Source organism: Henriciella marina, assembly GCF_027213945.1.
Lineage (GTDB): Bacteria > Pseudomonadota > Alphaproteobacteria > Caulobacterales > Hyphomonadaceae > Henriciella > Henriciella marina_A.
Genome location: NZ_JAPWGW010000001.1, coordinates 484,737 through 511,175 on the forward strand (window position 1 = coordinate 484,737; position 26,439 = coordinate 511,175).

Below are 26,439 nucleotides of genomic sequence, written 5' to 3' on the forward strand. Positions count from 1 at the left end.
GCTTCTGCTTCACACTGCAAACGAACAATGAAAAAGGCCGCTCCGAATGGAGCGGCCTTTGTCTATTGGATAAGGTCAGCTTGCGCCTTTACGGCGTGCCGTCCTTGCGGCTCCACTTCTCAAGCTGCTTGGCGAACCATTCGCGGCCGCCCCAGCCAAAGCCGATACCGCACGCAATGGCGAGGCCGATGGCAGCGCCCATGACGAGCATTTCGGCAACGTTCAGCACAAACTCGCCGCCCGTCGGATCCAGCTCCATGCGGGAAATACCGAGGATGGTGGCAAGGATGATAATCGCCCACTTCATGACCTTCGCAACGGTGTCGCTCGCGCCATCACCGGAAGACGCCATGGCACCGCTCACGATGCGGGCAATAACGACGCCGGCAAAGATAATGATCGCGCCAAAGACGATGGAGGCGGCAAGGTCGAGCACCGTGTAGGTCGCATTGGTCAGCACTTCGAACTCAAGCGCACGCATGGCCTGCACCAGACCAAGCAGCACGATGAAGAACAGCGCACCCTTTGCGATCACATTGGACGCCGTCATGCCAGAGTCGGCACCCTTGAGGATACCAAGCTCAGCCACAGCGGAATCGACACCGAAATTCGGCAGCGTGCGCAGGATGAGATTGTGAACGAAGCGGCCGATGATAACGAAAACCGTAAGCAGAATCGCGGCGATGAGGATGTTCGGGATTGCGCCGATGATCTCGTTCAGCATCGCCGTTGCGGGAACAGAAATCGCGTCGATCGCAAGTACATCGAATGCGGCGATCGCGCCAAGAATACCGACAATTGCGGCAAGAACGGTCGCCGTCACGCCCGAAATATTGACTGGGCCGTCAGCAAGCCCGAGGCGCTCTGGCACCGGGTCCGCAAAGACGAAAACCGCCTTCACTGTCTTCTGCACGACGTTTGCAACAATGACGAAGACGATGAAGATCAGGATCGCGCCAAAGATGTTCGGCAGATAGTTGAGCACGTCGCTCAGCATGCCGTTCAGCGGTTGGACGATCTGCGTCAGCTCCAGCCGGGTCAGCGCCTGGATGACGCCGATCAGCATGATGATCCAGAAGGCGGCTATACCGAGACTATCGCCAAGCGACTTGGTCGCCTTGCCGTCCGGGTCAGCCTGTCCCTTGCCAAACCCGGTCTTGTTGACCGCTGTCGAGATTGCCCATTTGAAAAGAAAGCCAATGATATAAGCCCCAATCAGGATCAGCAGGGCAAAGAGCACTTTCGGCCCATAGTCCTGTACCTGTGTGACTGTGTTATTCCAGAATTCTTCCATGTTCAGCCCTTTCGCTTACTGCGCGCACCAGCCCCATTGAGAGCTGCGCCTTAGGTCTTCAACTATGGGTACGGGCTTGGGTTCCAAAATCAGCGTCAGGATTTTCGCCGAGTGTATGGGAGACGTGGCGCTTCAGGGCCTCAGTGACCTGAGTCGCGTCGCCCATCAGCGAATAGGTCGGGATCGTCTTGCCAAGCGTTAGCTCGAAACGGGCTTGTTTCTTGTTCAGGAGTTCTTGGAAGAGCGTAATGTCCCGCAACTCCCCATTGATCTGACTGAGGCGGTAGAAAAGGCGCGAATTTTCAGCGCGCACATTCATCGGCACAATCGGAGCGCCCTGTTTGCGGGCAAGGCTCACCACAGTCGGGAACCAGGCCTGTTCCGTCAGCACGCCGTCGATCTTTTTTGCGAGCTTGCCAGAGGGGAAGATCACGACGCATTTCTCTGCTTCGAAGGCCTCCGAGGCGCGCTTTAGCGTCTCGCGCGTTTTTGCTGGACTACGTTTATCGGCAACCCATTCGATCGGGATGATCGCATCCTGAAAGCGCGGATTGACCCGGATGGCGTCCGCATTGGCAAAGAACACGACATCCTTGCGTCTCTGGATCAGCGCATCCCAGACGGCCACCCCATCCGCAAGACCGGTTGGGTGGTTCGCCGCGACGACGCACCGCCCACGTTCTGGCAAACGATCAAGATGATTGATGTCCAGCTGAACGTCGAGCTCCCGCGCAAGGTAATCGAACGATTCGCGCCCGTTCAGGCTCATCAGCGTATCGGCCATTTCCCGGGCGCGCGCATAGCCAAGCAGTCTGTAGAGGACGCGCCGCGTTAATGGCCACGACCAGTGCGATACAAAACTGGGGCAGCGTTCCGCGATCAGCGTGTCGACGATGTGCTGATCACTTTCCTCAATATCGCGGAGAAAAGCTGAACTATTTTCTGCTTCGTTTACAGTGCCATCAGGCATTTTAGCTTCCTCACCATCGCACCGATCAGGCTACTTACCCGGCCAGCATTGAGCCTATCACGGAATATCGTCCGTATGCGATCTCCTCTTGCGGTAACCAGATCAGTGGAGCCGTAAACACTTCAGCAAGTTTCGCTTTACCAAGCTGAAAGGCATGAGTGTCAGAGTGCCTTCATTGAGGGAGAACGCAGCGTTCGGTTTGGAAGGCGTTCGGCACACAGGGTAGAGCTTTATGAAAGTATTGTGGATCGAGGATCACGAGCCAGTGCGCGACATCCTGGCTGTGGCTGCTGACAAGGCAGCCCGCGCCCGCGTCCAGGTGGATCTCGTTCTCGCCCACACCCTCATGGAAGCAGAACGCCGCCTTCGCCTAGAGCGTTTTGACCTCGTGATCACCGAACTGACCCTGCCCGACAGCTATGATGGCGACATGACGATTGCGCGGCTTGCCAATATGGGGCCTCACCGCATCGCCGTTGCCTCGGCCAATCCTGACCGTGACACCATCGTCGAGACTGCGCTCCGCTGTGGCTGCAACATCGCGCAGGCGCCTATCTTCAAGGCCAGCCTTCCATACAACCGTTTCATACAGCGCCCCGAAGCGATGCTCGACTTCTTCTTTGATCAGATGCCGGCGCCGGACGGCAAAAGCGCAGGCCGAATCGTCGCCGCTTAAGACCTTCGAACACATTCAGCTTCCGGATTTCATACGACAGCGCGGGTGCGCCGGTATGCTTAACCATAGATTTCCTGATTTCGGTAAGATTGTGCGCGCATTTTGGCGACCCTCAAAGACTTGATGTCTATACGTCGGCCGGGTGAGAGGAAGAGGGATCACATGGAAGACGGTGGAAAACTCGAATCCGCCAGTACCAGCCGCTGGACATCCTTACGGTGGTCGCTTCGCCACCTGAACCACAGGCGCGTTCAGCAACTTCTCGTTCTCTTTTGCGCAAGCGCCATCCTTTTAACCATGGCGTTCATCATCCTTTCGATGATCGCTGCCGATAATTACCCGCTTGGGGTCATGGCCGTTGTCGATGCTGCGACATTTCTCGGCCTTGGCGCCGCGATCCTTTTCGCAACGCAGAAACGGACGCTCACCCTGTCCATCCTGCTCGTCTGCATAAGTATTCCGGCCAATCTGATCGCCGAGATCCTCCTTCACGGAGCCGGGGCATGGATCGGCCTGATGCTTCTTGGTCTCAGCCCCTTCATGTTCGGCCTGCTGGCCCCTCTCTGGATGGCGTCGCTCTACACGTTCAGCCTCATTGTTTTCTACAATATCTATCTTGTCATTTTTCCGGGCGAAGGTGTCGTCTTTGACGGGCGTAATGAAACCTACCTCACCGCCGTGGCCCTCAGTATTATTACGGTCGCCAGCGTCCTCGCTGCGATCCTCCCAAAGAAGATAACCGGCGCTGCCTACGCCTCACTCAACCGGGCCGCCCAGAAGGAAAGCACGCTGAAAGAGCGCTATGCGCAATACGCAACGCTTGCTTCTGACTGGCACCTGGAGATCAATGAATTCGGCACGGTGACCGATTTCTTTGGGCCAGGGCATGCCGCTGGCTGCCACTGGCAAACCCTCTTCTATGACTGGGAAGAGCAGGCCCACATCTTCCATGAAGCCCTCGCTTCGCGTGCGCCTTACGAGAAGATCCGCGCCAATCTGCGCGTTGGCGATCTCTCCCGGCGAGTTGAATGTACGGGTCATCCTGTCTTCCACCCCGATGGCAGCTTTGCGGGCTACCGGGTGATCGCGCATGACATCACCGAAAAAGCAGAGGCCGAGGAAAAGCTGAAAGTCCTCGCCATGTGCGACAGGCTCACGGGTCTCAAGAACCGCCACGCTTTCAACGAGTCCGTCGAAGCGCGACAGTCCCAGTCGGATGGTGAAGAAACGGCTGTCATCTGCATCGATCTCGACAATTTCAAGAATTTGAATGACCGGCAGGGCCATGAAAGCGGCGATGCAGCGCTCGCAGAGCTCGGGCTGCGCTTTCGCGAGTTCGAAGAAGCCATTCCTGGCCTCGAAGTCTTCCGGCTTGGCGGCGATGAGTTCTGCGCCCTCCTGACCACGCGGTGGGATCCCGAACGCATCCACTGGCTCGCCGAACAGTTTGCCGAAGCTGTTTTCCGCCCGATTAAGATGGAAGACCGTGTGGTTGATATGGCCGCCTCCATCGGCGCGGCCTGCACCGGCCCGAACAAGACGCTGGCCAATACGCTGGAGCGCGCCGATGCCGCCGTCTATGAGGCGAAATCACTCGGCGGCGGACAATGCATTCTCTGTGCAGGTGAGATTGAAGTCCGGCTGGAGCGCCGCCTCGCGATCCGCCGGGATCTTGCCGCTGCCATCGCGAATGGCGACATCCGGATGCATTATCAGCCCATCTTTGAAGTCCGCACGGGCGCTTTGAGCGGGGTGGAGGCGCTGGCCCGCTGGGCACATCCTGTTTACGGCAACATTGCACCAGACGAGTTCATCACCGTTGCAGAGAGTAGCCGCTCCATCGTCAAGCTTGGCCAGTACACATTGCGCCGGGCCTGCAACGAGGCACTGCGCTGGATGAAAACCCATGGCGCCACAATCCAGCTCAATGTGAACGTCTCGCCGATGGAGATCATGAGCGAAGGCTTCATCGACTCGCTTCTCGCCATTCTCGAGGAAACCGGCTTTCCGGCAGAACTGCTTGAGCTTGAAATAACCGAACGCGGCATGTTCGAGGATATGGATGTGTCCCGCACCCGGCTGGATACCATCCGCGAGCATGGCGTGGGCATATCGCTCGATGATTTCGGTACAGGCTATTCCTCGCTCAGCCGGCTCGAGACCCTGCCGATCGACAGGATCAAGGTCGACCGGTCATTCCTGACCCAGGCTGTTGAGAGCCGCCGCGCGCAGAAGCTTCTGGGCCTCATATCCGGCATTGGGGGGATCATGGACGTCGATATAGTCGCAGAGGGCATCGAAACTGAAGACCAGCTAAGACTGGTGCGTCTGGCCGGATTCTCCAAGGCTCAGGGTTATCTGTTCGGCAGGCCCGCCCCGATCAACGAGCTCGGCGCTGCTAACTGGAAACCCATGGAAAGCGAGCCCGCGCTACGCCAGAGCGCCTGAGATAGGGCAGAGACAGGCCGCGGCGTATTTTCTGGTTCTTTTCCTCCGCGCCATGCGATAGGCGTCGGCCATGGACCAGCTTTCAATATTCCCAGCCACGCTGACACTGATCGCGATCAATGTCCTCGTCAGCATCTATGGCTGGCTGAACCAGCAATTCCTGCTGAAGAACCTCTTCGACGTGGGCGCGGTCCGCGAGAAGCGCGAATACCATCGCCTCGTCACATCGGGCTTCCTTCACGGCGGCGTGTTTCACCTGCTCATCAACATGTTCGTCCTCTTCCAGTTCGGACGCTACATTGAGTATCAACTGGGTACGCCAGCCTTCGTCGTCGTCTATTTCGCCGCGCTTCTGGGCGGTAATCTCTGGGCGTTGCTGGAGAACTTCCGCACACCGGACTACCGCGCGCTTGGCGCATCTGGGGCAACGTCAGGGATCATCCTGTCCTTTTGCCTGTTCCAGCCTTTCGCGATGTTGCTCTTCTTCATCATTCCGATGCCGGCTATCGTTTTCGGCATCCTCTTCATCGTCATCAGCGTCATCCTCGCCCAGCGGGAGAACCGCATCATCGGCCATGAAGCACATATTGGCGGGGCCATTGCCGGCCTGATCGCAACTATCGTCATCGCCCCGGACTCACTCTCCATCTTCTCTCAGCAGGTGGCTGGCGTCCTTGGAGGGGGCTGAACGAATGAGTGTTGAACAGGCCTATCAGGCACGGGTTGAAGCAGGGCAGCTGAACGAGGATAGCGCCCAGCGCGAGGCGGCCCGCAAGCTCGACAGCGTCCTCGAACGCCTCGCCGAGGCAAAGCCAGCTGGCCTGTTCCGCATGGAAACCAAGGTAAAGGGGCTTTACCTCTGGGGCGGTGTCGGGCGCGGCAAGTCCATGCTGATGGACCTCTTCCATGACCTGTCGCCGGTAAAGGCCAAGCGTGTCCACTTCCATGAGTTCATGGGCCGCGTGCATGATGAGATGAATGCCTGGCGCGAAATGAGCGAAAGTGAACGCAAGCGCGCGGACCACCGGGTCAAAGGCGCTGGCAGCGACCCGATTCCGCCGGTCGCCAAGCTGATTGCCTCAGAGGCCAAGCTGCTCTGCTTTGACGAGTTTCAGGTGACCCAGATCGCTGACGCCATGATCCTCGGCCGCCTGTTCGAAAGCTTGTTCGAGGCTCGGGTCACTGTCGTTGCCACCTCGAACCGCCATCCCGACGACCTCTACAAGAACGGCCTCAACCGCCAGCTCTTCGTCCCCTTCATTGAGCGCATCAAGGATGAATGCGATATTTTTGAGCTGGTCGCCGAACGCGATTACCGGCTCGAACGCCTGACCGAAGCGCCCGTCTGGCATGTGTCTGATGACCCGGCCAAAAGAGAGAAGACGTTGGATGAGGCATTCGAACGCCTGACCCTCGGTGCGCGCCCGAATTCGTGCGTACTGCACGTAAAAGGCCGCCAGCTCAAGGTCAGCCGCGAGGCTGCAGGCGTCGCTCGCTTCTCATTTCCGGAGCTCTGCGCCCGCCCGCTAGGGGCGCGCGATTATCTCGCTATTGCCTCCACCTTCCACACCGTCCTGCTGGACGACATCCCGCTCCTGTCGAAGGAAAAGCGCAATGAAGCGGCGCGTTTCGTTGCCCTGATCGATGCGCTTTATGAGGCGCGCGTCAAACTCGTGGCGACGGCCGAGGCCGAACCCGAAGCCCTCTACCCAGAAGGCGATGGTAGTTTCGAGTTCGAACGCACGGCAAGCCGGCTCTTCGAAATGCGCTCACGCGACTACCTCGCGCTTGAACACCGCACACCGCCGCGGGCTGAAAACCTTGAGACACAAACTGAGCCGCAGGCATAAAAAATCCCCGCGCTTGGCGGGGATTTTCTGAACTTTTCTGTTCGAAAGCCGGCTTAGACGCCGAAGCCCTTGAACTTGTCCTTGAAGCGCGACACGCGGCCACCGCGGTCCAGCTGCTGGTTGCCGCCGGTCCATGCCGGGTGCGAGCTGGAATCGATGTCCAGCGTCAGGCGGTCGCCCTCTTTGCCATAGGTCGAACGGGTCTGGTACTCCGTCCCGTCGGTCATGACGACGGTGATGAAGTGATAATCAGGATGGCCTTCGGCTTTCATCGTCTCTAGTCCTCGCGTCAGCGGCCACCCTGCGCGGATTGGCCTCTGTGAAATTCGGAAAGCGGGGTCTTAGTAGATTGAGGCCCGGCCCGCAAGGGGCCGAGTGCCAAGGAAGGTGCAAGAGATGAGCGAGGCTACTAGCCAGATCAGCGACGACCGCCGTGAAACGCTACCCGACCAGGGCGGCGCAGACCGGCCGAAGGCACGAAGCGTGAAGCCGCTGGCCCTGCTCTGGCCCTATGTGCGCAAGCATCTGACGCTCGTTTTCGTCGCGCTTTTCTTTCTTGTCGTGTCCACCATGGCCGCGCTTTCCATACCGTGGCTGTTCGGGCGAGCGGTCGATGCGGGCGCAGGCGGCGCAGATGGAGCCGCCCTTCTCGACACAATCGATCGGTATTTCCTCTACGTCCTGCTCGCCGCTGTCCTGATGGGCATATTGAGCGCGCTGAGATTCTATTTCGTGTCGCGCTTTGGTGAGCGCGTCGCCGCCGACCTTCGCACCGACCTTTATGCCAAACTTCTCAGCCTCGGCCCGCGCTTTCATGCCGGTATGCGCTCTGGCGAGAGCGTCTCGCGCCTGACCGCAGACGTCACCCTGATCGAACAATTCCTCGGCACGTCCGCTTCACTTGCGACCCGTACCATCCTGTCCACCACGGGCGCCATCGCCATGATGCTCATCACCAACTGGAAGCTTGGTGGCACCCTCCTCCTCATGATCCCGCTCGCCATGCTGCCTGTCATGATCATTGGCCGCATCATTCGCGGCGCCTCCAACAAGGCCCAGTCGCGTCTCGCCGATGCGGGCGCGCAGGCATCAGAGGCGCTCGACGCGATCGAGCTGGTACAGGCCTATGGGCAGGAACAACGCCGCGAGAAGAGTTTTGCCGAAGCAGCAGAAGCCGTCTTCCAGGCCGCGCTGAAGCGCATCACGGCCCGCGCCTTCATGATCCTGGCGGTGTCCATCATGCTGCTGGGCGGCATGGTCGGCATCCTGTGGCTTGGCGCCCGCGCTGTCGCGACCGGCCAGATGACACCGGGCGAGCTGACGCAGATGATCCTCTATGCCTTCTATGCAGGCTCTGGCTTCGGCATGCTGGCAGAGGTCTGGGGCGAGGTCATGCGTGCAGCAGGTGCCAGCGACCGCGCCAGCGAGATCCTGCGTGAGACGCCGGAAATCCTGCCCCCGCAGACCTCCCTCCCCATCGCTTCATCTGTCCAAGGACATCTCATCTTCGACGCGGTGGACTTTTCCTACGGCACGGACGACGCGCCCGCCCTCAAGGGCTTCAGCCTCGATGTTCAGCCGGGTGAGTTCGTCGCGCTTGTCGGCCCGTCCGGCGCCGGCAAGTCGACCGTCTTCCGCCTCGCCCTTCGCCTGTTCGATCCGCAATCGGGCGATATCACCGTGGACGGCGTCGAAGCCCCGGACACAGACCCCGCCCTCTGGCGCAGCCAGTTCGCCTATGCCCCGCAGGAGTCGGCCCTCTTCACCGGGACCGCGCGCGAGAACATCGCCTTTGGCGCGCAGGGCGGCACAGCCCCGGACGATGAGCTGATCGACGCGGCGCGCATGGCTGAGGCGTGGCGCTTCCTTGAAGACCGCGGCGGCCTCGATGCAGACCTTGGCCAGAAAGGCCGGAGCCTCTCAGGCGGCCAGCGCCAGCGCGTCGCCCTCGCCCGCGCGCTTGTCCGCCGCGCGCCCATCCTCCTGCTCGATGAGGCGACCTCCGCCCTCGACAGCGAGAGTGAAGGCCTCGTCCAGAAAGCCATCGCGGCGGCTGCCCAAGGGCGGACCACGCTCGTCATCGCGCACAGGCTTTCGACCATCCGGCGCGCCGACAGGATCATTGTCATGGAAGATGGCCGCATCGTTGAACAGGGCAGCCACGACACGCTCGTCAAAAAAGGCGGGCTTTATGCCCGCCTCGCTGAGATGCAATTTGCCGCCGAAGCCGCAGAATAAGCGGCGAGATCAGCCGCCCATAAAAGCCTTCGCCTTGCGCAGCCGCTCGCGCAGCTTTGGCATCAGCGGCTCATTGGTGGCGAGGATGTTGCCAGTCTCCAGCACGTCGCCGCCATCGATCTCTTCGACATAGCCGCCCGCTTCACGGACCAGCACGATGCCGGCGGCAATGTCCCAAGGCTTGAGGCCCCGTTCCCAGAAACCGTCGAACCGGCCTGCTGCGACCCAGGCAAGGTCCAGCGCAGCGGAACCGTTGCGGCGAAGACCCGCGGTCACTGGCGTCAACGAACCAAGCTCACCTGCGAACAGCCGGTGCGCCTCCGCGCCGCGTCCAACCCATGGAGAACCCATGGCAAGCACGGCCTCTTCGGTGTTCTTGCGCGCAGCCACAATCAGTTTGCGCTGATCGAGCCACGCGCCGCGGCCTGTCTCTGCCCAGAAGATCTCATTCTTGGCGACGTCATAGACGACGCCCGCCAACAGCTTGCCTTCACGCTCCAGCCCGATGGACACCGCATAGTGCGGCTGGCCGTGCAGGAAGTTCAGCGTGCCGTCCAGCGGATCAACAATGAAACGGTTCGATTTGTCCGACCCCTCGACCAGGCCGCGCTCTTCCATAAGAAAGCCATAGCCCGGACGTGCCTTTGTCAGGCTGTCATATATGATCTGCTCGGCGCGGTGATCGGCATTGGAGACGAAATCGGCAGGGCCCTTCTTGGACACTTGCAGGTTTTCGACTTCCCCGAAATCGCGCGCAAGCGAGCGGCCCGCAGCACGGGCTGCGGCGATCATCACGGTTCCGACGGGAGAGGGTTTGGACATTCAGTAAGCCTGTCTAGTCAGCGCGTCTGAGATAGGTGGAGTCTTCGGTCTGAACGACGATGCGCTCGCCCTGCCCGACGAATGGCGGGACCATGACACGGATGCCGTTCTCGCAGGTCGCCGGCTTGAAGCTGTTGGCGGCCGTCTGGCCCTTCACGACCGGCTCGGTCTCTTCAATCGTCAGGATGACCTGATCTGGCAGCGAAATGCCGATCGGCTTGTCTTCGTAAAATTCGATGACAACGACCATCTCGCTCTGAAGGAAGGCTTCCTGCTCGCCGATAAAGTCTTTCTGGATCTCGATCTGCTCGAAGGTTTCCTGATCCATGAAGGCATGCGCTTCACCGGCATCATAGAGATACTGATAGTCCTTCTGCTCGAGACGGATCTTCTCGACCGTCTCCGAAGAGCGGAAGCGCTCATTCAGCTTGGATCCATTGATCAGGTTGCGCAGTTCGACCTGGTTGAAGGCACCGCCCTTGCCGGGCTTTACCGAGTTGGTCTTGACCGCGCGCCAGACGCTGCCCTGGTGTTCGATGACATTGCCTGGCTTGATTTCATTGCCATTGATCTTGGCCATGCGCGAATTTCCTGTAAGTCGACGATGGGCGCGAGGTAGCCGCGAGAGCCGCCATGGTCAAGCTGACAAGGGCCGCTCCACTGGACACGACCGCCTGCCTCTGCTTGTTTCCGCCGCCTCGAATATGCCTTACGGAAGTCATTCATGAACTGGTTTTCGAATTTTCTGAGCTTTGAAAAGCCGCTGGGTGAGCTGCTCACGCGCCTGCTCTTCTATCTGTTCATCATCTTCATCATCTGGCGCGGTGTAGAGACGCTGGTCTTCTATCTCACCTATTTCGGTGAGAATTTCGGCATGGCCCTCTGGGGCATCCTGAAGACCCCGGTCGTCGTCATCGTCCAGCTCCTCATGCTGCGAGTCTTTACCGAGGCGGTCCTGGCCGTCCTGCGCCTCGACAAGTCGCACGAAGAGTAAGCTCACCGGCTCGTCCTTCGACTTCGCTCAGGATGAGCCAATCATATGTCTATTCAGGACGTCATCATCGGTGGCGCAGCCATCTGAGGATCCATCTCCTGCCGTCGAAACAAACGCGGGTTAGAAGGTCTGAAGCTGGGCTCCCAGACCGCTAAGGCGGTCGGGAGTGACGCGGTTATCGACGGCTGGTCCCAGGTTCTCGACGCGCTCATCCTGAGCGAAGTCGAAGGATAGAGCGCCCCGCACCCCAACTCTAAAACTCAGACGCCGCCTCATCCAGCGCGGCATTGAACTCGCGCACTGCCGCGGCCGGCCCATCCGTATGCGCCCAGACGCCTGCGCTCACAGCCAGGAAATCCGCGCCCGCCAGTGACAGCGCCATCGCCCGCTCTGGCGTGATCCCGCCAATGGCGACGCAGGGCAGTTCCATCACGGCTTGCCACCAGGTCAGAAGATCAGTGTCCGCAGGCACCGTGTCGGCCTTTGTGGCGCTGGGGAAGAAAGCCCCGAAGGCGACATAGTCGGCCCCCTGCTCGCCTGCCTCCATGGCGACATGGCGCGAATCCTTCGCCGTTGCGCCAATGATTGGCTGCTTGCCGAGCCGCTTACGCGCCTCTTTCACCTGCATGTCGAGATGACCAAGATGCACGCCGTCTGCGCCAACCCGTGCGCAGACATCAACACTGTCATTGATAATCAGCGCGACATCATTCGCGCGGCAAACGGGCAGCAGCGCGCGTGCCAGTGTTTCAGTGGCGGCTTCATCCACCATGCCATCCGGCTTGATGCGCACCTGAAGGCAGGCGATATCGCCGCCTTCGAGTGAGCCTTCAAACGTTTTCACAAAAGCGTCCACGTCCGGAACGCTGGAGGGTGTGATGAGGTAAAGGCGCGTGCGCTCGCGTTTGATATCGGTCATGGCCGCCTAGGTAGCGCCTTCGCCTCCCCGCGCAAAGCCCGCCAAGCTGAAGCCGACCTAGCTAAAGTCAGGCGTGAAGCGGATATTGTCCTTCTCCAGACCCTTCAGAACGACATCGAGACCGCCCGACTTGATCATCCATTCAAGACGGTGGTCGCGATATTCGCGCTTGAACAGCCCTGCTTCGACCGCGCCGCTCACATCCTGCATGCCGGAAATGCTGTCGACCGCTTCCTGCGCCGATGTCGAGACGCTGGACCGGACCATGGCGCGCTTGTGCCAGGCCGCTAGCTTGCTGCCTTCAGCTGGCGCAAACCCCATGCCCGCAGACCCGTTGATATAAGGCACGACAGAAAGATCGCCCCAGCCGAAATTGTCGCCATTGAACCAGTCGCGGTCGCCCAGCTCCCGCTCCAGCCAGGCATGAAGCCCGGCGATTTGCTCGCCCGCGCGCGCCATGATCCGGTCTTTCAGTTCACCGGTCGCGCGCTTGAAATTGTTGAGCTCACCAAGGCCCCAATTGATCGGCTCATAATGGCAGTCCATCACATCCTCGATGAGGCGGACGCGGGCGCGCTCCAGCGGCGACTTCGGCAGCATGGGCGGGGTCGGCCACTTGTCCTCGATATATTCGAGAATGATCGTCGAATCGAAGATCGCAGCATCGCCGTCGCGCAGGAATGGCACCTCGCCGCGCGGATTTCCTGTCATGAAATCGTCTGGCGTTGATCCCGTCCCGATCCCGGCAGGCAGCCGGGTCTCAAACTCGATCCCTTTTTCCCGCAGAGAGATTTTCACTTTCTGTGCGTAGGGCGAGAGCGGGTGCTCGTAGACGATCAGCATGTGCGGCGGCCTCCAATCATTGTGTTGCTCACAATGGACCGGCGCTGGCCCCGGGGAAGGCAAGCGCCAATTCAAGGCACCGCAAAAGAAAAAGGCGCCACCTTGCGGCAGCGCCTTTCAATTCAGTTGGCGTTCGCTGCCTAGCCGGCGCGCGAGGCCTCACAGATATTGTCGATAGAGTCGCCGAGCTTGGCGTTGAAATCGTCGTCAGACTGCGCAATCGACAGGCCTTCGGTGAGCGCGCGCGAGAAGCTTGCGATCATGCCGGTATTTTTCGAAAGGCGATCACACGCCTCTTCGCGGGAATAGCCGCCCGACAGCGCGACAACGCGCATGACTTTCGGGTGGTCGACCAGCGGCTTGTAGAGGTTGGTCTTTTCCGGAAGCGTCAGCTTCAGCATCACTTCCTCACCCTCTGGCAGCTTGTCGAGCTCCTTGGTAATCTCTTCGAGCAGGATCTGTTCGGCGTCTGCCTTGTCAGCGATGGTGATCGTGACTTCCGGCTCGATGATCGGCACGAGGCCGTGGCCGAGGATTTGCTTGCCGACTTCGAACTGCTGCTGCACCACGGCGGCGATGCCCTCACGGTTTGCGGCGTTGATGACAGAACGCATCTTGGTGCCGAAGATGCCCTTGTTCACGGCGCGCTTCAGAAGCTCGTCGAGACCCGGCATCGGCTTCATGACCTGCACGCCGTCTTTCTCATCTGCGAGGCCCTTGTCGACCTTCAGGAATGGCACGACGCTGCAGTCTTCCCAGAGGTACTGGGCCGTCGGCTTGCCTTCGATCTCACCGTCCATCGTCTTTTCGAAGAGAATGGCGCCCATCACCTTGTCGCCATTGAAGGCGGGCGCGGTGATGATGCGGGCACGCATGTCGTGGACGAGCGCAAACATCTCGTCATCATTGGTGTAGGCGCTTTCTTCGACACCATAGAGACGCAGCGCCTTCGGCGTGGAGCCGCCCGACTGGTCCAGTGCTGCGATAAAGCCGTCCTTCGTGGCGGCCTGTTTTCTCATCTCTGCGTTCGGCATGTAGTGCGGTCCTCTTCCCCGTCCTGCAATCTTGTCAGTTCTAGCTTGTCTTGAGCGCCTCGACGCCCGGCAACGGCTTGCCTTCCATCCATTCCAGGAAGGCCCCGCCAGCGGTCGAGACGAAGGTGAAATCGGCGGCAACGCCTGCATGGTTGAGCGCAGCAACCGTATCGCCGCCGCCTGCGACAGCAATCAGGTCGCCATCGCGGCAACGGCTCGCGGCAGCCCGTGCAGCTTCGACGGTTGCCTTGTCGAACGGTGTCGTCTCAAACGCGCCGAGCGGGCCGTTCCAGACCAGCGTCTTGGCCGCGTCCATGGCGATCGCAAGAATGCCGACCGATTGCGGCCCGGCATCGAGGATCATCTCATTATCAGCGACTTCGCCGGTCGAGCAGATGCGGTGGTCTGCGTTCGCGGCGAACTCCTTCGCCACGACGACGTCCTGCGGCAGGATGATATCGCATCCGGCAGCGGCTGCATTCTTCTCGATCTCGCGGCACGTGTCGGTGAGGTCATGCTCACAGAGCGACTTGCCGACCGAATGGCCGCGCGCCGCGAGGAAAGTGTTCGCCATACCGCCGCCAATGGCGAGGGCATCTACCTTGGAGACGAGGTTCTTCAGAAGATCGATCTTCGAGGAAACCTTGGCCCCGCCAACAACGGCCAGCACAGGACGCTCCGGGCTGCCAAGCGCAGCTTCCAGCGCGTCGAGCTCGCGCTCCATCGACTTGCCGGCATAGGCAGGCAGGCGCTGCGCCAGTCCCTCAGTGGAGACGTGCGCGCGGTGGGCCGCAGAGAACGCGTCGTTGACATAGATGTCGCCGAGCTTGGCCATTTCATCAGCCAGCGCGTCGTCATTCTTGGTCTCACCCGGCTTGAAACGGGTGTTCTCCAGAAGCACGACACCGCCTTGCTGGATGGAGGCAAGCGCATTGTCCGCCGCCTCACCCACGCAATCGCTGGCAAACGCCACAGGTGCGCCCAGCACGCCGGCAAAGGCTTCGGCGACAGGCTTGAGGCTGAGCTCAGGCTTCACCTCCCCCTTCGGACGGCCAAAGTGCGCCAGCAGCGCAACCTTCGCCCCCTTGTTCATGAGGTACTGTACGGTCGGCAGGGCTGCGCGCAGCCGCGTATCGTCAGTCACCTCACCGGCATCGTTGACCGGCACATTGAAGTCGACGCGGACAAGCGCCGTTTTCAGGGCCAGGTCTTCGACATCCTCGATCCGTCTGAAGTCGGACATGGGGACGCTCCTTGGTCTGGTCGCTAGACTATAGGAATTTCGACATCGCGATGGCGGTATCGCTCATGCGCGTGGAGAAACCCCATTCATTGTCGTACCAGGACAGCACGGAGACGAGGTTTCCGTCCATAACCTTGGTCTGGTCCATGTGGAAAACAGACGAGTGCGGGTTGTGGTTGAAGTCGATCGAGACGTTCGGCGCGTCGGTATAGCCGAGAACGCCTTTCAGCGGGCCGTCAGCGGCCTTGCGGATCGCGTCATTGATCTCTTCGACCGTCGTGTCGCGCTTGGCGAGGAATTTCAGGTCCACAACCGAGACGTTCGGCGTCGGCACGCGCATCGCGAAGCCATCGAGCTTGCCATTCAGTTCCGGCAGGACGAGGCCGACAGCCTTGGCAGCGCCGGTTGAGGTCGGGATCATCGACATCGCAGCTGCGCGGCCGCGATAGAGGTCCTTGTGCATCGCATCGAGGGTCGGCTGGTCGCCGGTATAGGAGTGGATCGTGGTCATGATCCCCTTGTCGATACCGATCGTGTCGTTCAGCACTTTCGCGACAGGCGACAGGCAGTTCGTCGTGCACGATGCGTTGGAGACGATGAGGTCATCCTTGGTCAGCGTGTCGTGGTTGACGCCGTAGACGATGGTCTTGTCAGCACCGGTTGCTGGCGCTGAAACAAGCACGCGCTTCGCGCCAGCTTCAAGGTGAAGGGCAGCCTTCTCCTTGGCGGTGAAGATACCCGTACACTCCATGGCGATATCGACGCCATTTTCCTTGTGCGGCAGGTCTTTCGGGTCGCGGATCGCCGTTACCTTGAAGGACTGGCCGCCAACGTTGATCGTGTCGCCATCGACAGAGACGTCCATCGGCAGCGTACCGTGAATGGAGTCATATTTCAGAAGGTGCGCATTGGTCTCGACAGGGCCGAGATCATTGATCGAGACGATCTCGATATCGTCACGTCCATTTTCGAGGATTGAGCGCAGTACATTCCGGCCAATCCGGCCAAATCCGTTGATGGCTACACGAACTGCCATGTTGTCTTCTCCGTTCCGGTAAAATTCAAAGGCTGAAAGCCCATAACTCTTGACGCCGGGGTTTAGCTGTCTCCATCGGCGGCGTCCAGCATGACACAGCCCAGAACCGTCGATCTGACGCATGGAAATGCAGGAAAACCGGCGCTTTACGCATCGTCAGTGGTCCTGAAGCCTCAAACCGGGGTGCGGATTCGCGCTCGCCCCGCGCATGGCGGACCCGCGCCAAGCCCCCTCGAATCGACTAGCTGCGAGGTCCCACCCTCACCCGTCTCGAACAGGCTGATACCCTGCCCCCGCAGAAGGCGGACAACCATATAGGCGAGCAGGCCAACCGGCCCGAACAGGAAGCTCGCAATCATGCAGGGCGCGGCGATGACATGCGGGATGTTGCGGCGCGGCGCATCGCGCCCAATCCAGGCGCCCACGAACAGGTCGAAGACAAGGTAATGCGTCCAGCCGACGATCACGCCGTTCGGATGGTCAAACAATGCCGAGATGGCCGCGATGGAGCCCATGCCGACGCCTTCTGCCGACTGGCCAAAGAACATCGAGGCGAGAAGGCAGACCGTATAGAGCGCGCCATAGGCCAGCGGATAGATGCCCGAATGCACGACCAGCGCAGTCGTGCGCCAACGCGGCGCAAACAGGAGCAGCAGCCAGGCTGGCACCACCAGTGCGTTGATCAGCGTGTAAAGCAGATTCCAGTCCATCAGCAGTCTCCCTCAACCCATGCTGAGGGAAGGTCTAGATGAATTCGGGGGCCTGCTCCAGCTTTGGCGCGCAATCAGTTGACCAGCGCGTGCGCCATCTCTGCGACAGCGTCGGGCGTGATGCCGAATCGCTCATAAAGGTCCTTATACGGCGCGCTCGCACCGAAGCTGTCCATGCCGACAAAACCGCCGCGAAGACCGATCCAGCGGTCCCAGCCAAAGCGCACGCCCGCTTCCACCACAATGCGCGGCAGGCCCTTGCCGAGGGTCTCTTCCTGATAGGCCTCGGACTGTTCGGCAAACAGCTCGACACATGGCATCGACACGACGCGGGCACTGATACCGTTGGAGCGCAGCATCTCCTGCGCCGCGACAGCGATCTCGACCTCGGAGCCGGTCGCGATCAGCACGACCTGCTCATTGCCCTCACCGGAAGAGAGGACATAGCCGCCCTTGGCCGAGAGGTTCTCGTCCGTATGTGCCTTGCGCACACTTGCCACCGTCTGACGGGTCAGTGCGATGGTTGATGGGCCGTCTGTCTTCTTCAGCGCAAGCTCCCAGCACTCGGCCGTTTCCACGCCATCTGCCGGGCGGAAGACGTGCATGTTCGGCATCGCCCGAAGGCTAGCGACATGCTCGACCGGCTGGTGGGTCGGCCCGTCTTCGCCAAGACCAATGGAGTCGTGCGTCATCACATGGATGACCCGCTCGCCCATCAGCGCCCCAAGGCGGATCGCCGCGCGCGAATAGTCTGCAAAGACAAGGAAGGTGCCGGAATAAGGAATGATGCCCTTGTGCAGCGCCATGCCGTTCATCGCCGCCGCCATGCCATGCTCACGCACGCCATAGTGGACGTAACGGCCGGCCCAATTGTCCGGCGTCATCGGGTCCTGGCATTTCGCCTTGGTATTATTGGAGCCTGAAAGGTCAGCCGACCCGCCCACCATTTCCGGAATAGCGGCGGCCAGCTTTTCAAGCACGGCGCCAGACCATTTGCGGGTCGCATCATCCTTGCCGCCATCAACGACTTCCTGCTTGTGGGCGCGCACGATGGCTTCGATGTCGCCTAGCTCGCCCGCGAGCGCCGCATCGAACGCCGCCTTCTCGCCAGCCGCGTCATGGCGCTTTTTCCACTCGCCATGCTGACCGGCTGCATGGGCGCCTTCGCGCTTCCACGCGTCGGCAATCGCGTCAGGCACCTCGAAAGGCGCATGGCTCCAGCCGATATTCTCGCGGATGCCCGCAATTTCTTCGGCGCCATAAGGGCCACCATGGGCCTTGCCCGTGCCCGCAATCGTCGGCGCGCCATAGCCGATGATCGTCCGGCAGGCGATCATGACTGGCTTGTCCTGATCCTGCGCCCAGCTCAGGGCCTCATGGATCTCTTCGGTGTTGTGACCGTCGATCCGCTTGGTGGCCCAGCCTGCCGCTTCAAAGCGCGCGCACTGATTGGTCGAGTCGGAAAGATCGGTGCCGCCATCAATGGTGACCGCATTATCGTCGAACAACACAATCAGCTTGTTGAGTTTCATATGCCCGGCCAGCGTGATCGCTTCCTGGCTGACGCCTTCCATGAGACAGCCATCGCCCGCAACGACCCAGGTCTTGTGATCGACCAGCTCATCACCAAAGCGTGCATTCAGATGACGCTCGGCCATCGCCATGCCAACAGCGGTCGCAATGCCTTGGCCCAGCGGGCCGGTCGTGGTCTCGACGCCCGGCGTGACAAAGTTCTCCGGGTGGCCCGGCGTCTTCGCGCCCAGCTGGCGGAAGTTGCGGATGTCGTCGCGGCTGACGCTGTCATAACCCGTCAGGTGAAGCAGCGAATAAATCAGCATGGAGCCGTGGCCCGCCGACAGGACGAAACGGTCCCGGTCCGGCCAGAATGGATCAGCCGGATCATGCTTCAGATAGCGTGTCCAGAGGACCGTCGCGACATCTGCCATCCCGAGGGGAAGGCCGACATGTCCAGACTTTGCCTGCTCCACAGCATCCATGGAGAGTGCACGGATGGCATTCGCCATATCCTTGTGTTCAACCGCCATAAGTCACCCTGTTACGTTTTGCTTCGCTTTGGACGCTGCCCGGCTTGGCTGTCAACCAGCTTGGCACTTGGGGCTGCATCCTGCTATCGGATTCGGGATGGATAAATTCAATTCGGCAACGCAAGAGCTCGAAAACGCGCTCACGCACCTTGAAGAGGCGCTCGAAGGCCTTTTCGAGAAGGCGGGTGACCCGGCTGTTGCACGCCGCGAACTCTCGGCGATGATTGCCGATCGCGCGCGCCTTGCCGAAGAGCTGGATCAATCCATCGCCCGTCAGAAGGAACTTCAGGCTCTGGCAGACGAGGCTTCCGCTGCGCTCGGCTCAGCGATCGAGGAAGTCCGCGCTGCTCTCAAACGTGAACAGGATGTGTAATGGCCAAGGCTGATATCGTCGTTCGTGGCAAACAGTATTCCATCGATTGCGCGCCCGGTCAGGAAGCAAGACTGGTCGATCTTGCCAGCGACCTCGACACGCGGGTCAACCAGATTGCCGAGGCGCTCGGCGATATGGGCGAAGAAAAGCTTCTCCTGATCGCCGCGCTCGCTCTTCTCGATGAACTCGACGACGCCCAGCGTAACCTCGCCACGTCCGGCGGGTCTGACAGGGCCGCTGCCGCCATCGGCGACGCCGCTGCCCGCATTCGCGCGCTGACTGAACGTATTGAGGCGGGTCAGTGACGCCCGGAAAAGACCTCAGCGTCCTTATCCCTTTCTACAACGAAGCTGGAAACGCCGCGCCGCTCATCGAGGAGATCAAAGGCGCGCTCGACGGTATCGATTATGAAATCGTCTGCGTAAACGATTGCTCCGACGACACGACCGGCGAGGAACTTGAAGCCGCCCGCCTCGAAATGCCGGACCGTATAATCGTGCGGACCCATGTGCGCCGCGCAGGCAAGTCGGCGGCCCTGATGACGGGGCTGCGGGAAGTGTCGGGCCGCTGGACGCAGTTGCTCGACGGCGACGGCCAGAACGATATCGCCGATACTCGCCGCGTCTGGGGCGCAATCATTGCGCCGGGTGGCACAGGCAGGCTCGGCCTCATCGCTGGCAAACGCAACAGCCGCAATGATAGCGGCTTCAAATGGCTTCAGTCACGCATTGCCAATGGCATTCGTCGCTTCCTGCTGCGCGATGATGCGACCGATACAGGCTGTGGCTGGAAGCTGATGCGCACGGACGCCTTCAGGGAGCTTCCCTACTTTGCCTCCATGCACCGCTTCCTGCCTGCGCTGTTCAAGCGCGCGGGCTGGGAGGTTCGTGAGGAACTCGTGAATGACCGCCGCCGCTGGCATGGCAGCTCGAAATACGGCTTCCTCGGACGCCTCGGCGCAGGCATCGCCGACCTCATCGGCATGTTCTGGCTGGTCCGGCGCGGAGCGCCCGGTATCGCCGCCGAATGGAATGATCCACGGGCAGGTGATCAATAAAAGCCCACGGGGCCGAAGACACCTGCGAAGGCAGGTGTCCATGGACGACCTTCTCTTCCCGTTTGATATAGCTAACGTTGCGCCATGGATGCCTGCCTGCGCAGGCATCGTTGGATGTATAAGGTGTATCAAACCGTCAAAACTAACCGAGAGACGCGAAGAAATCCTCATATAGAAACACCGCTTCCTCCTTCAGAAAACCCGTCTCGATGTCGATCCCGGCCGTTTCTATTGCTGCCTTGCCGCCCGCGCCTTTCGGGTGACGGTCCATGACGGACACGACCACGCGGGCCACACCCGCCTCAATCAACCGGTTCGAACAGGACGCCTCACCCGTAGACCGCTCGCGGCAGGGCTCCAGCGTCACATAGGCCGTGGTGCCGGCGGGCAGCTTGCCTTCGAACAGGGTCAGCGCCAGCTGCTCGGCATGCGGGCGACCACCATCACCGGTAGCGCCTTCAGATAGTCTGCGCCCGTCCGCACTCATCAGGACACAACCGACTGATGGGTTGTCTCCGGTGCGGCCATGCTGGGCCCGTGCAAGCTCTATGGCCCGGCGCATTGCATCTTCGTCTTGCTGACGCATCGATCAGGGAAGCGCTGGCAGGTCGGTCGCACGCGAGCCATCAAGATAGCGTGCTGAGGTTGGCTGAAGCCCATCGCCAAGCTCGATCAGGAGCGGATTACCCGTCGGGATCTCGACGCCGGTGATCTTGTCGTCCGGGACCTGGAAGAGGTGTTTCACGAGCGCGCGCAGCGAATTGCCGTGCGCGGCAATCACGATGTCCGCCCCATTGCGCAGGCGCGCCGCAATCGTCTCATGCCAGTATGGAAGCACGCGCTCCAGTGTCAGTTTGAGGCTTTCCGTCGCTGGAATATCGATGCCTTGATAGCGCGGGTCCTTCGACATGTCGTAGGCGCTGCCTTCCTCCATGGGCGGCGGCGGCACGTCATAGGAGCGGCGCCAGACATGGACCTGGTCCTCGCCATGCTTCTCGGCGGTCTCTTTCTTGTCGAGGCCCGTCAGCCCGCCATAGTGACGCTCATTGAGGCGCCAGTGCTTTTCAACCGGCAGCCAGACACGGTCCATCTCGGTCAGCGCGATCCAGAGCGTGCGGATGGCGCGGGTCTGCAGGCTGGTAAAGCCCTGCGTCGGCGCAAAGCCTGCGTCTTTCAGCAGGCTACCAGCATGCTTGGCCTCGGCTTCGCCCTTGGCCGTGAGGTCGGCATCCCACCAACCTGTGAAGCGGTTTTCCAGATTCCACTGGCTCTGGCCATGCCGGACGAGGGCGAGTTTGGGCATGATGCGTCTCCTGCTACACGCTGCGTTCTGTTTATCTTGCGGGGTTTAAGCTCAGACCCCGGTTACACGCAACAGCTCGCAGAAGGCGAGCACGACGTGATACCCGGTCGAGGCTGGCATATCGTCGGCACCGACCTGCCCATCGGCATGATAGCAATCAATCCATCCGCCCTCGGGCGTCAGATACTCATCCATCAACACATCGAAACACTGAACCGCGCGGGCCTCACATTGCTCATCGGCGCCCAGTTCCATCATGGCGAGGTGAGCTTTTAGCGCTTCTGTCTGCATCCAGGTCCGGCGCGATCCATCAACGATTTCGCCTGTACGTGTCGCTTTGGCAAAGACACGGCCCTCGGCGTCCAGCGTGCGTAGACCGATATCGTAAAGCTTGCCCATAGCGGGATTCAGCTCACCGCCAGCGGCATCTGCATGCGTCTTCAGCAGCCACACCCACTCGAACTGGTGACCGGGCTCGATGAAGCGCAGCCCCGGCTCACGTTCCTCGGACCAGTCGAGGCCGAATGTCTCACCCAGCGTGCCTGTGACCTGATGGAGCATCTTCTCATCGAGAAGACGTACCAGTGCGCTGGCCCGCTCCAGATGGTCACGCCGCTCATCGCTCTCATAGAGTGCCAGATTGGCCTCCAGCAGGTGCATGTGCGGGTTCTGCAGGCGCCGGTCGCCGCGGGGCAGGCTTTCGGCATAGCCCCCATGGGTCACATCTTCGAGTTTTGCTTCGATATTGGCGATTAGCTGGCGGGCATGCGCCGCGGCGTCCTCGTGGCCCTGCATCGCGGCATGGGCATAGGCGAAGAGCGCAAATGCTGTGTCATACAGATCCGCAGTCTCATCGATGAGGCTGTCCCCCTCTGCACTGATACAGCGGCCGATCAGGCCATCCTCGCGCACGCTCGGCCCTGACAGCGCATCGACACCATAGCCGATCAGCCTGTCTGCCCGGTCAGTATCCCAGCCGAGGCGCTTGGCCGCTGTGAACAGATAGGTCTGGCGCGCCTGCACCCGCACGCGCATCCTGTCGGTCTCCAGCGGGCGGTGCGTGATATCGAGCTTTTCCCGGAAAAGGTTGTTGCCGAGCACGCCTTCGCGGCTCCACAGCGGAAAACAGCTGTCCAGCATCCAGTCTCGCGCTTCTCGTGCGCGGCGGCTCAATGCGGTTGATGTCATCAGATTCAGCTCCGTGCGGACCAGGCCATCGCTTCGCAAGTTCGATGCCTGCTTGCTATCAACTGGCCAAGATGTTTTCCAGCGTCTAGACACCATAAAACTCCGCAGCCGATTCCGGGATACCCTAGCCCTCACAATGACTGACCGTATTTTTTTCCCGAGCGCCCTGCTCGTCGCCATCATCATGGTCGCGATTGCGGTCCTTCCCGGCATGAATGCCGTACCAACCGGACCAGTCAGCGGCGGCAATACAGACTATCGCCGTATCGAGGTGAGCGGCGCACAGCTGCACCGCTTTGTTGCAGGCGGTGATGTCGATATCTCGGTCGAACGTGTCGACGGCGCACAGGCCCTGCGCATCGAGGTAGAGGCAGGCACACTCGCCGACGACCCCCTTCGCGGGCCTCATTTCGTTCTGGACCGCGACCTGGAAACGGTTTTTGCGGGCCGGGAGATACAGGTGACGGTGCGCGCCCGCGCCGCTGACCGCTATGGCGCAGAACAGATGCGCATCAATTACTCTGTCGGTGCCGCCGTCGAGTCCGGCTGGCAGACCTTCCCTGTAACGCGCGAATTCACCGACCAGTCCTTTACCTGGACACCGCCGCCACGACCGGAAGGCACGGATGCAGGCTATGACTATCTCGGCATCCGCCCGATCGCCCCAGAGAAACAGCGCGCCATCTATGTGCAGTCGGTTGTCTTCCAGCCGATGGACTAGCCGCAACCCCGCTGCAATCCTTACCCGCAAAGCGCGTTCCGTTAAGGATACGGTGACCCTCGCCGTGGCATGCCATATCCGACATGCGCCCTTTACTCACCCGTTTTTCGATTATCCCACTGGTCGGCCTTCTGATGGCTGCCGCGCCGCGTGAGTACAGCCGTGAGGAGTTGAGCGCGCTCGAAGACCAGCGCCAGTCCGCGATCCGCCAGCTGGAAGCGCTCGAACGCGCCGAATCCGAAAGCGGCCAGGACGTCACCAGCCTTGAGCGTCAGCTCATTTCCGCCGCGCTTGAAAGCCGTCGGCGCGAGGAACAGGCCGCCGCATCTGAAATCAAGCTGATCGACTTGCGCACGCGGCTGGTCTCGGCGCGCGATGCGCTGGTCGAAAGCACCGACAATCTTGAAGACATCATGGCAAACCTCGCCATTTCCGGCAGGCACAGGCCACCTGCCCTCATCGCCGCGCCCAAGGAGGCGAACGCAGCAATCCGCGCCGCCATCGTGATGGGCGGCGTCGCCCCTCAGATAAATGAACAGACCGACCGCCTGGCCAGTGAAATCGCAGAACTGAAATCGCTGGAGCAATCTGTCCTGGACGAACAGGAACGTCTCGCCGCTGCTGAGACCCGCCTCGCTGCCAAACAGGCCGAGATCGAAACTCTGGTGGCTCGCAAACGTGCCCAGTATGAAAACGTATCCGGTGAAGCCGACGCCCTTCGCGCCCGCGTGCGCCAGATTGCCGGTGAAGCGGAGACCCTGCGCGACCTCCTTACCGCGCTTGAGAGCCAGGCCCCCCGCGCCCCGGCCATCAAGCCGCGCGCCCAGATACAGCTCGCCGCCTCCCGCACATCGACAACGAGCCGCACCACCGACGCGCCGCGTAATCCGGCCCGCAGCCCGGCGGTCGCCAATCTCAGGCCGCTTGGCCGCGAGGCGCTAGGCGGCCTGATGCAACCCGTCGCAGGGCTCGTTTCACGCAATTGGGGTGATGACCTTCCAGGCGGGGAAACCGCCAAGGGCCTCTACATCCAGCCCCGCGCAAATGCCGACATTGTCGCCCCGATCGACGGGACAATTGAGTATGCGGACGAATTTCGGAGCTACGGTAAGCTCTTGATCATTTCGACAAGTGATGGGTACCATATCGTTCTGAGCGGATTGGGCCGTATTCACGGCACCCCGGGACAGACGGTACGCGCCGGTGAGCCAGTGGGACGCATGTCCGACCGTGCAAATCCGCCGCCTGAGCTCTATCTAGAAGTCAGGCGGAATGGTGTGCCGATGAATCCGGCACGCTGGATGCAGGGCGGATAGGCCGTCACAGGAGATAATGACCATGAGAGCAATGCTGACGGGGGCTGCAATCGGTGTCGTGATGGGCGGGGTCGCTGTAGGCGTCTCAGCGGTCGCCTGGCCGGATCCTGGAACGAGCAACAGCCGAGCGGAAACCTACCGGCAGCTTGATCTCTTTGCCGAAGTGCTGGCCCGCGCCCGCGCTGACTATGTCACCGAGATCGATGAAGCTGAAGCGATGGAAGCGGCTATTAACGGCATGCTTGGCTCGCTCGACCCGCACTCATCTTATCTTTCCGCCGAAGACTTCTCCGCCATGCAGGTTCAGGCCTCGGGTGAATATGGCGGCCTTGGCATTGAAGTTCAGATGGAAGATGGCTTCGTGAAGGTCATCACGCCGATGGACGACTCCCCGGCATCGCGTGCAGGCCTGGAAAGCGGCGACTTGCTCACGGCCATCAACGGCAAGCCAATCGTCGGTCTCAATATCGATGACGCCGTCGAAGACATGCGCGGACCGCCGGGCACCGAAATCATCGTCAGCGTGATGCGCGAAGGTGAAGACCCGTTCGATGTCACCATGGAACGCGAAGTCATCCGTCCAAAATCCGTCGACTGGAAGACGATTGAAGAAGATGTGGCCTATATTCGCATCTCCACATTCAATGAACGCACCACTGACCTTCTGGAAGACGCGTTTGAGGGTATCGCCGATGAGCTTGGCAATCGCCCGGCTGGCATCATTCTCGACCTGCGCAACAATGGCGGCGGTCTTCTCGATCAGGCGATCTCCGTCTCCGACAAATTCCTGTCGGGCGGCGAGGTGGTGTCGACCATCGGCCGCCGGCCGAGCGACATTGCCCGTTACAATGCCCGCTCTGGTGAAGTTTTCCAGAACGTCCCGATTGTCGTGCTGATCAATAACGGCACGGCTTCGGCGTCTGAGATTGTCGCCGGCGCGCTTCAGGACCGAGGCCGCGCCACCGTTCTCGGCATGACCAGTTTCGGCAAGGGGTCGGTGCAGACCGTCATTCCGCTAGGCAGTGACCGCGGCGCGATCCGCCTCACCACCTCACGCTATTACACCCCGTCAGGCCGCTCCATTCAGGCGACCGGTATCGTGCCGGACACTGAAGTTGCTCAAGCCCGCGTTTCCGAAGAAGAGATGGCCCGTATCCGCCGCTTCTCCGAAGCCGATCTGCCGAACGCCCTGACCAATGAGGATGGCGTTGAACGCGAGATCCCCCATCTTCCGAAGGAGCAGCCCCCTGAGGATTATGAAGGTGAGGATTATCAGCTCGACCGCGCCCTCGAAGTCCTTCGCGGTGGCCAGATGAGCGCAACGGAAACACCGCAGGCCGGTTAACGGATATTTGCGTT

27 protein-coding genes are annotated in these 26,439 nt (G+C 60.7%); 12 read left to right on the forward strand and 15 right to left on the reverse strand.

The window, feature by feature from the left end; all coding sequences use genetic code 11:
* Nucleotides 1-88: 88 nt before the first annotated feature.
* Together O4G74_RS02440 and O4G74_RS02445 are read right to left on the reverse strand one after the other, a co-directional pair.
* Entirely contained in the window at nt 89-1,294 is a 1,206-nt protein-coding gene (locus O4G74_RS02440; RefSeq protein WP_269401076.1) for a mechanosensitive ion channel, read from the reverse strand.
* Between the two features lie 58 nt (nt 1,295-1,352).
* Entirely contained in the window at nt 1,353-2,264 is a 912-nt protein-coding gene (locus O4G74_RS02445; RefSeq protein ID WP_269401077.1) for a GNAT family N-acetyltransferase, read from the reverse strand.
* Nucleotides 2,265-2,496: 232 nt separating this feature from the next.
* Here O4G74_RS02445 and O4G74_RS02450 point away from each other — a divergent pair, with 232 nt between their 5' ends.
* From O4G74_RS02450 to zapE, 4 genes are all read left to right on the forward strand, one after another.
* The gene (locus O4G74_RS02450) at nt 2,497-2,940 is read left to right on the forward strand and encodes a response regulator (RefSeq protein ID WP_269401078.1); all 444 of its coding nucleotides are present in this window, start codon (nt 2,497-2,499) and stop codon (nt 2,938-2,940) included.
* A 297-nt stretch (nt 2,941-3,237) separates the two neighbouring features.
* Nucleotides 3,238-5,388 (forward strand): putative bifunctional diguanylate cyclase/phosphodiesterase, encoded by a 2,151-nt coding sequence (locus O4G74_RS02455; protein WP_269401079.1) that lies wholly within the window; start codon nt 3,238-3,240, stop codon nt 5,386-5,388.
* 70 nt (nt 5,389-5,458) lie between these two features.
* Nucleotides 5,459-6,076, forward strand: coding sequence for a rhomboid family intramembrane serine protease (locus O4G74_RS02460; protein ID WP_269401080.1), 618 nt, complete (start codon nt 5,459-5,461; stop codon nt 6,074-6,076).
* A 4-nt stretch (nt 6,077-6,080) separates the two neighbouring features.
* The gene (gene zapE, locus O4G74_RS02465) at nt 6,081-7,238 is read left to right on the forward strand and encodes a cell division protein ZapE (RefSeq protein ID WP_269401081.1); all 1,158 of its coding nucleotides are present in this window, start codon (nt 6,081-6,083) and stop codon (nt 7,236-7,238) included.
* A 53-nt stretch (nt 7,239-7,291) separates the two neighbouring features.
* Here zapE and rpmE read toward each other — a convergent pair whose 3' ends face one another.
* A complete protein-coding gene (rpmE, locus tag O4G74_RS02470) occupies nt 7,292-7,510 on the reverse strand; it encodes a 50S ribosomal protein L31 (RefSeq protein ID WP_119379376.1) in 219 nt (72 codons plus the stop codon).
* A 124-nt stretch (nt 7,511-7,634) separates the two neighbouring features.
* On the opposite strand from rpmE, the gene O4G74_RS02475 reads away from it, so the two are divergent.
* The gene (locus O4G74_RS02475) at nt 7,635-9,476 is read left to right on the forward strand and encodes an ABC transporter transmembrane domain-containing protein (protein ID WP_269401082.1); all 1,842 of its coding nucleotides are present in this window, start codon (nt 7,635-7,637) and stop codon (nt 9,474-9,476) included.
* Nucleotides 9,477-9,485: 9 nt separating this feature from the next.
* Here the strand turns inward: O4G74_RS02475 and O4G74_RS02480 are convergent, their stop codons facing one another.
* Together O4G74_RS02480 and efp are read right to left on the reverse strand one after the other, a co-directional pair.
* The gene (locus O4G74_RS02480; protein WP_269401083.1) at nt 9,486-10,298 is read right to left on the reverse strand and encodes an inositol monophosphatase family protein; all 813 of its coding nucleotides are present in this window, start codon (nt 10,296-10,298) and stop codon (nt 9,486-9,488) included.
* A 13-nt stretch (nt 10,299-10,311) separates the two neighbouring features.
* Complete coding sequence (gene efp, locus O4G74_RS02485; protein WP_269401084.1) at nt 10,312-10,878, reverse strand: elongation factor P; 567 nt, start codon at nt 10,876-10,878, stop codon at nt 10,312-10,314.
* Nucleotides 10,879-11,022: 144 nt separating this feature from the next.
* On the opposite strand from efp, the gene O4G74_RS02490 reads away from it, so the two are divergent.
* Nucleotides 11,023-11,292, forward strand: coding sequence for a DUF4282 domain-containing protein (locus O4G74_RS02490; RefSeq protein WP_269401085.1), 270 nt, complete (start codon nt 11,023-11,025; stop codon nt 11,290-11,292).
* 253 nt (nt 11,293-11,545) lie between these two features.
* Here O4G74_RS02490 and thiE read toward each other — a convergent pair whose 3' ends face one another.
* The 7 genes from thiE to tkt form a co-directional block, all read right to left on the reverse strand.
* Nucleotides 11,546-12,211, reverse strand: a complete 666-nt coding sequence (gene thiE / locus O4G74_RS02495) for a thiamine phosphate synthase (RefSeq protein WP_269401086.1) — start codon at nt 12,209-12,211, stop codon at nt 11,546-11,548.
* A 57-nt stretch (nt 12,212-12,268) separates the two neighbouring features.
* On the reverse strand, nt 12,269-13,054 hold the full coding sequence (locus O4G74_RS02500) for a glutathione S-transferase family protein (protein WP_269401087.1): 786 nt from the start codon (nt 13,052-13,054) through the stop codon (nt 12,269-12,271).
* Between the two features lie 140 nt (nt 13,055-13,194).
* Nucleotides 13,195-14,088, reverse strand: coding sequence for a fructose bisphosphate aldolase (locus tag O4G74_RS02505; RefSeq protein ID WP_269401088.1), 894 nt, complete (start codon nt 14,086-14,088; stop codon nt 13,195-13,197).
* A gap of 40 nt (nt 14,089-14,128) precedes the next feature.
* The gene (locus O4G74_RS02510) at nt 14,129-15,331 is read right to left on the reverse strand and encodes a phosphoglycerate kinase (RefSeq protein WP_269401089.1); all 1,203 of its coding nucleotides are present in this window, start codon (nt 15,329-15,331) and stop codon (nt 14,129-14,131) included.
* A gap of 28 nt (nt 15,332-15,359) precedes the next feature.
* Nucleotides 15,360-16,367 (reverse strand): type I glyceraldehyde-3-phosphate dehydrogenase, encoded by a 1,008-nt coding sequence (gene gap / locus O4G74_RS02515; protein ID WP_269401090.1) that lies wholly within the window; start codon nt 16,365-16,367, stop codon nt 15,360-15,362.
* A gap of 173 nt (nt 16,368-16,540) precedes the next feature.
* Complete coding sequence (locus O4G74_RS02520; protein ID WP_269401091.1) at nt 16,541-17,077, reverse strand: ABA4-like family protein; 537 nt, start codon at nt 17,075-17,077, stop codon at nt 16,541-16,543.
* A 74-nt stretch (nt 17,078-17,151) separates the two neighbouring features.
* Nucleotides 17,152-19,122: a transketolase gene (tkt, locus tag O4G74_RS02525; RefSeq protein ID WP_269401092.1), complete on the reverse strand. Its 1,971-nt coding sequence runs from the start codon at nt 19,120-19,122 to the stop codon at nt 17,152-17,154.
* A 97-nt stretch (nt 19,123-19,219) separates the two neighbouring features.
* On the opposite strand from tkt, the gene O4G74_RS02530 reads away from it, so the two are divergent.
* The 3 genes from O4G74_RS02530 to O4G74_RS02540 are packed head-to-tail and all read left to right on the forward strand — an operon-like array spanning nt 19,220 to nt 20,552.
* Entirely contained in the window at nt 19,220-19,495 is a 276-nt protein-coding gene (locus tag O4G74_RS02530; protein ID WP_269401093.1) for a DUF4164 family protein, read from the forward strand.
* Nucleotides 19,495-19,800, forward strand: coding sequence for a cell division protein ZapA (gene zapA / locus O4G74_RS02535; protein ID WP_269401094.1), 306 nt, complete (start codon nt 19,495-19,497; stop codon nt 19,798-19,800). The genes O4G74_RS02530 and zapA overlap by 1 nt, the downstream gene beginning before the upstream one ends.
* Complete coding sequence (locus tag O4G74_RS02540) at nt 19,797-20,552, forward strand: glycosyltransferase family 2 protein (protein WP_269401095.1); 756 nt, start codon at nt 19,797-19,799, stop codon at nt 20,550-20,552. Before zapA ends, O4G74_RS02540 begins: the two co-directional genes overlap by 4 nt.
* 142 nt (nt 20,553-20,694) lie before the next feature.
* Here O4G74_RS02540 and O4G74_RS02545 read toward each other — a convergent pair whose 3' ends face one another.
* The 3 genes from O4G74_RS02545 to O4G74_RS02555 are packed head-to-tail and all read right to left on the reverse strand — an operon-like array spanning nt 20,695 to nt 23,043.
* A complete protein-coding gene (locus O4G74_RS02545) occupies nt 20,695-21,138 on the reverse strand; it encodes a bifunctional diaminohydroxyphosphoribosylaminopyrimidine deaminase/5-amino-6-(5-phosphoribosylamino)uracil reductase RibD (RefSeq protein ID WP_269401096.1) in 444 nt (147 codons plus the stop codon).
* A gap of 3 nt (nt 21,139-21,141) precedes the next feature.
* Entirely contained in the window at nt 21,142-21,855 is a 714-nt protein-coding gene (gene gpmA / locus O4G74_RS02550) for a 2,3-diphosphoglycerate-dependent phosphoglycerate mutase (protein WP_269401097.1), read from the reverse strand.
* A gap of 51 nt (nt 21,856-21,906) precedes the next feature.
* Nucleotides 21,907-23,043 (reverse strand): AGE family epimerase/isomerase, encoded by a 1,137-nt coding sequence (locus O4G74_RS02555; protein ID WP_269401098.1) that lies wholly within the window; start codon nt 23,041-23,043, stop codon nt 21,907-21,909.
* Nucleotides 23,044-23,179: 136 nt separating this feature from the next.
* Between O4G74_RS02555 and O4G74_RS02560 the strand changes: the two genes are divergently transcribed.
* From O4G74_RS02560 to O4G74_RS02570, 3 genes are all read left to right on the forward strand, one after another.
* Entirely contained in the window at nt 23,180-23,764 is a 585-nt protein-coding gene (locus tag O4G74_RS02560) for a hypothetical protein (RefSeq protein WP_147372350.1), read from the forward strand.
* An 83-nt stretch (nt 23,765-23,847) separates the two neighbouring features.
* Nucleotides 23,848-25,080 carry a murein hydrolase activator EnvC family protein gene (locus O4G74_RS02565; RefSeq protein WP_269401099.1) on the forward strand — a complete coding sequence of 411 codons (1,233 nt, stop codon included), beginning with the start codon at nt 23,848-23,850 and terminating at the stop codon, nt 25,078-25,080.
* Between the two features lie 16 nt (nt 25,081-25,096).
* Complete coding sequence (locus O4G74_RS02570) at nt 25,097-26,425, forward strand: S41 family peptidase (protein WP_269401100.1); 1,329 nt, start codon at nt 25,097-25,099, stop codon at nt 26,423-26,425.
* Nucleotides 26,426-26,439 lie beyond the last annotated feature (14 nt).